The sequence below is a fragment of the Pseudoduganella sp. RAF53_2 genome, from assembly GCF_052113985.1.
Classification (GTDB): Bacteria; Pseudomonadota; Gammaproteobacteria; order Burkholderiales; family Burkholderiaceae_D; genus Rugamonas.
Genome location: NZ_JBFRDW010000493.1, coordinates 1 through 4,602, shown reverse-complemented (window position 1 = coordinate 4,602; position 4,602 = coordinate 1). Strand labels below are relative to the sequence as shown.

3 protein-coding genes are annotated in these 4,602 nt (G+C 60.8%); 2 read left to right on the top strand and 1 reads right to left on the bottom strand.

Annotated features, from left to right (window positions below):
- The first annotated feature begins 190 nt into the window (after positions 1-190).
- Both prsT and AB4Z11_RS23735 read left to right on the top strand, forming a co-directional pair.
- Positions 191-2,950 (top strand): XrtA/PEP-CTERM system TPR-repeat protein PrsT, encoded by a 2,760-nt coding sequence (gene prsT / locus AB4Z11_RS23740; RefSeq protein WP_442028132.1) that lies wholly within the window; start codon positions 191-193, stop codon positions 2,948-2,950.
- 157 nt (positions 2,951-3,107) lie between these two features.
- Positions 3,108-4,172, top strand: a complete 1,065-nt coding sequence (locus AB4Z11_RS23735; RefSeq protein ID WP_442028131.1) for a M35 family metallo-endopeptidase — start codon at positions 3,108-3,110, stop codon at positions 4,170-4,172.
- Positions 4,173-4,174: 2 nt separating this feature from the next.
- Here AB4Z11_RS23735 and AB4Z11_RS23730 read toward each other — a convergent pair.
- Positions 4,175-4,602: hypothetical protein (locus AB4Z11_RS23730; RefSeq protein WP_442028129.1), on the bottom strand; the 428-nt coding region annotated here is incomplete at its 5' end.

The following is a 4,602-nucleotide window of genomic DNA, read 5'->3' as shown; positions in this document are numbered from 1 at the left end:
CTTTCCATGCCTGCAATTTTGTTTGCCAATAAAATCAATAAGTTGCGATTAAGTACCAAGATGGTAGTAGCTCAGCTGTAATAATTTCCGACAGTCTACGAAACCTTGTTGCCAATAATACACAATAATTGTTTGCATTACAAAGAATTGCGTGCCAACATGAAAGGATTCCAGAATTCATAGGTGCCTCATGTTTAGTTCACGCAACAGTCTTCCAGCCTGCGCGCTGCTGCTCGCCCTGGCGGGCTGCGATGCGTGGACCTCGCAATCGACCCTTCTGTCGCAAGCCAGGGAGTATCAGGCCAAGCACGACCTGAACGCCGCCACCATCGTCCTGAAGAACGCCGCGGAGAAGGCGCCCAACGACGCTGACGTGCGCTACATGCTGGCAACCGTCTACAACGAGGCCGGCGACGGCCCGTCCGCCGAAAAGGAAATCCGCAAGGCCATCGAGCAGGGACTCCCTCCGGTAAAAGCCATGCCGGTCTTGGCGCGTGCCCTGCTGATTCAGGGTCAATTCCAGAAGTCGCTGGACGAAACCGAGAAAGCCGCCAAAGGTAACGARCCGGAACTGGCCTCCGTACGCGGAGATGCCTTGCTGGCCCTGGAGCAGACCGATGCGGCGCGCCAGCAGTACCAGGCGATTTTGCAATCGAATCCAAAATACGTGGCAGCGCTGATCGGCATGGGCCGCATTGCGCTGGCAACGCAGGATCAAGCGGCGGCGCATGGCTACGCCGACCAGGCCATCGCCGCTGAGCCGCAGAACACGGACGCTCTGCTCTTCAAAGGCGACCTGCTGCGCGCCGAGAACAAGGCTGCGCAAGCGATGGCGCTGTACGACAAGGTCCTGCAAGTCAATCCGAACCATCGCATGGCCTATGTCGACAAGGCTTTCGTCGCGCTCGGCGAAGGCAAGTTCGAGCAAGCCCAGAAGTTCCTCGATGCGGGCCGCGAAATCACGCCGGGCAGCCTGCTGGTGGTGTACACGCAAGCCCTGCTGGACTTCTCGCGTCAAAAACCGGCGGATGCACTGGAGTCGCTGCACCTGGTCCTCAGCGTGGCGCCGGAACATATGCCTAGTCTGCTGCTGGCAGGCGCTGTCAACCTGCGCCTCGGTTCCCTGCATCAGGCGGAAAACTATTTGCGCCAATACCTGGACAAGAATCCGAACAATGTCGCGGCGCGCAAGATGCTGGCTGCCACGCTGCTGCAAAGCGGGCATTCGCCGGATGCGTTGAACGTCCTGTCCCCGGCCCTGAAAAGCGAGCAGCAGGACGTACAGCTGCTGGCACTGGCGGGCGAATCCTATATGCAGGTGCAGGACTTCGGCCGCGCCACCTCGTTCTTCCAGCAAGCGGCCACGCTCGATCCCAAGGCCGCCGGTCTGCGCACTTCGCTGGGTTTGAGCAAGCTGGGTAAGGGTGAACAGGAACAGGCCATCAGCGATCTGCAAATGGCGATCAAGCTGGATGCCAAATCGTCCCAGGCAGGCATCACGCTGGTGCGTACCGAGCTGGCACTGAAACACTACGACAAGGCACTCGCCGCCGCGCTGGAAATGGAAAAGGCGCAGCCGGACAACGCCACCGTGCAGGAACTGAAAGGCCTGGTCCATCTCGCGCAAAACGAGGCTGCACAGGCGCGCAAGGATTTCGAACGGGCGCTGGTGCTGCAGCCATCGCACTTCCCTGCCGCGTCGAACCTGGTGCGCATGGATCTGGCAGAGAAGAAGATGAACGCCGCGCGCGTGCGGCTGAACGCATTCCTTGAAAAGAACAAGAACGACACCGACGCCATGACCATGATGGCGGCGCTGGCGGCCAACGAGAACAAGCCTGCCGACGCCACTGCCTGGCTGGAAAAAGCCGTTGCGGCGAATCCGGACGGCGTGGACCCTACGGTGCGCTTGCTGACCCAGTACCTGGTGACAGGCGACAATCAGAAAGCGCTGAACCTCGCGCGCAAGATCCAATTGGCGCATCCCGACAATCCCGATCTGCTGGACTTGCTCGGCAAGAGCCAGTTGGCCAACGGCGAACGTTCGGGCGCGCTGGAAACCTACCGCAAACTGGCGCTCGCCCTGCCCCGTTCCGCGCAGGCGCAAATGCAGGTGGCGGCGCTGCAAGTCCTGATGGGTAAGGACATCGCAGCGGAGGATTCGCTGAAAACCGCTCTGGCCATGCAGCCGGATTTCCCGGCCGCTCAGCTGGCGCAGGCGGAACTCTTTGTGCGCAAGGGTTCCTACGAACTGGCGCTGATGACGGCGTCCCAGCTGCAACGCAAATATCCGGAAGCATCCGCTGGCTACCAGCTGGAAGGCGATATTCTGATGGCGCAGAAGAAGCCTGCACCGGCGCTGGCTGCTTACGAAAAAGCCTATGCGCTGACGAAATCGAATGAGCTGATGATCAAATCCGTCAACGCCCTGCGCGCGAACGGCAAGGCGCAGGACGGCGCGAAACGTCTGGTGCAGTGGATCGCCGTACATCCGGACGATCTGCGCGTACAGCTCTATAAAGCGGAAACCATGCTGGCGGATAAGCAGTACAAGGAAGCGGCCGAATATCTTGAAACGGTGCTGAAGCGCGATCCGAAAAACGTGGCGGGCCTGAATAACCTGGCCTGGGCCTACCAGCAGGCGGGCGATAAACGCGCCCTGTCAGCAGCGGAGGAGGCCTACCGCGCTGCCGGCGACCATCCGAACGTGATGGATACGCTGGGCTGGATTCTGGTCGAACAAGGCGACATCGCGCGCGGCCTGCAAATCCTGCAGAAAGCCAGCATACAGGCGCCGAAAGCCCGCGACATCCGCTATCACAAGGCAGTGGCGCTGTATAAGACCGGCGACAAGGCCGGCGCACGCAAGGAACTGGAACAGCTGATGGCGGGCGACACGCGATTTGCACAGGCGGACGATGCGCGCGCCCTGCTCCGGCAACTCGATTAATACGTCTCATTTTTAACAAAGCCGGACGGTTTTGTCCCGTTCTGAACAGAACCGTTGCGCGCACGCAGAACGCCGCGCATGGCAAACGAATTCCGGTTTACGCCCGCCGCCGAAAGTGTGAGGATGGACTTCCATCCCCCATTTTCTGGAGACGACAATGCGCTGGACTCTGAACACTGGCTTGGCGATTTTCGCAGCAGCTCTCTCCCTCTCCGCAAGCGCAGCACCCGGCGGCCTGTCGGCCAGCATCAGCATGGACAAGCGCACGCTCGGCCCGCAAGACGATGTCGTAGTGCGCGTCACGATGATCAATACCACATCGGCGCCAATCAGCGTCCTCAAATGGCAAACRCCGTTCGGTGAAATCGAGCAGCAGCTGTTCGACGTCACGCGCGACGGCGTGAAAGTGCCGTATGAAGGCATGATCGCCAAGCGCGGCGCGCCCACGTCCGACGACTATTACCTGCTGCAGCCAGGTAAATCCTATACCGCGACAGTCGAACTGTCCTCCATGTACAACATGAGCGTAACGGGCGACTATTCCGTGCGCTTCCACAGCAAGGCGCACGGCAAATCGCAGCAGTTGCTGCGCGGCGACGATAAACAGTCCGACGATCTGCAATCGGAAGCGCTGTCCGTGTGGGTGGACGGGAACAAGCCGCGCGGCAGCGTGCCCCTGATGCAGCTGGGCCAGGAATCGGCGGCGGCCGCAGCGGGCCTCTCCTTCAGCAAGTGCACGACGTCGCAGCAGACCTCGATCACCTCGGCGGTCAGCGCCGCGCAATCGATGGCGAACGATGGCGATGCCTATCTCGCGGCAGGCAAGACCGGTCCGCGCTATACCAAATGGTTCGGCACGTACAACGCGGGGCGCTATGCCACCATGAAGCAGCACTTTGCCGCCATCAAGGACGCTTTCGCCACCAAACCGGTGACGGTGGATTGCGGCTGCAAGAAAACCTATTACGCCTACGTCTATCCAACCCAGCCTTACAAGATCTACGTGTGCAAGGCTTTCTGGAGCGCGCCAATGACCGGCACGGACTCCAAAGGCGGCACGCTGGTGCATGAAATGAGCCACTTCAATGTCGTAGCCAGCACGGACGATTGGGTCTATGGACAGTCCGGCGCGGCCAGCCTGGCGATCAGCGATCCGGCCAAGGCGATCGACAACGCCGACTCGCACGAATATTTCGGCGAGAACACCCCGGCGCAGCAGTAAGCCTACTTGCCCTCGTGGCTGAAGGTCACGGGGGCGCCGCCTTCATAGCTGAGCAGGTAGCGTTGCTTGCYCGGCTTGAAGGCGTAGCTGGGGGTGATATCGATGGTGTTGCGCCGTTTGGCGCCAGGTTTCAGGGTCAGATAATCGGCAGCCGTCAGCGGGCCGCGCTTGACCATGATGCCCTGATATTCAATGATGTCGCCGCTGTCCGCATCGCGGATGTCGAATAAGCGGCCGGTGAGTTCCTTCTCGCTGGCCAGTGCGCGCGGCACTTGCACGGGAGCCGGACCGCGGTTCTCGAACTGCGCGGTCACCAGCACCCGGCCTGCGGAAGATTTTGCTGTGAGGGTGAGCATGGGCTCAAGCGCCTGCGCCGGCGTGGCGGCAAGGGCCGCCAGCAGGCAGGCAATGCGGACCGGATTAGCGGTAG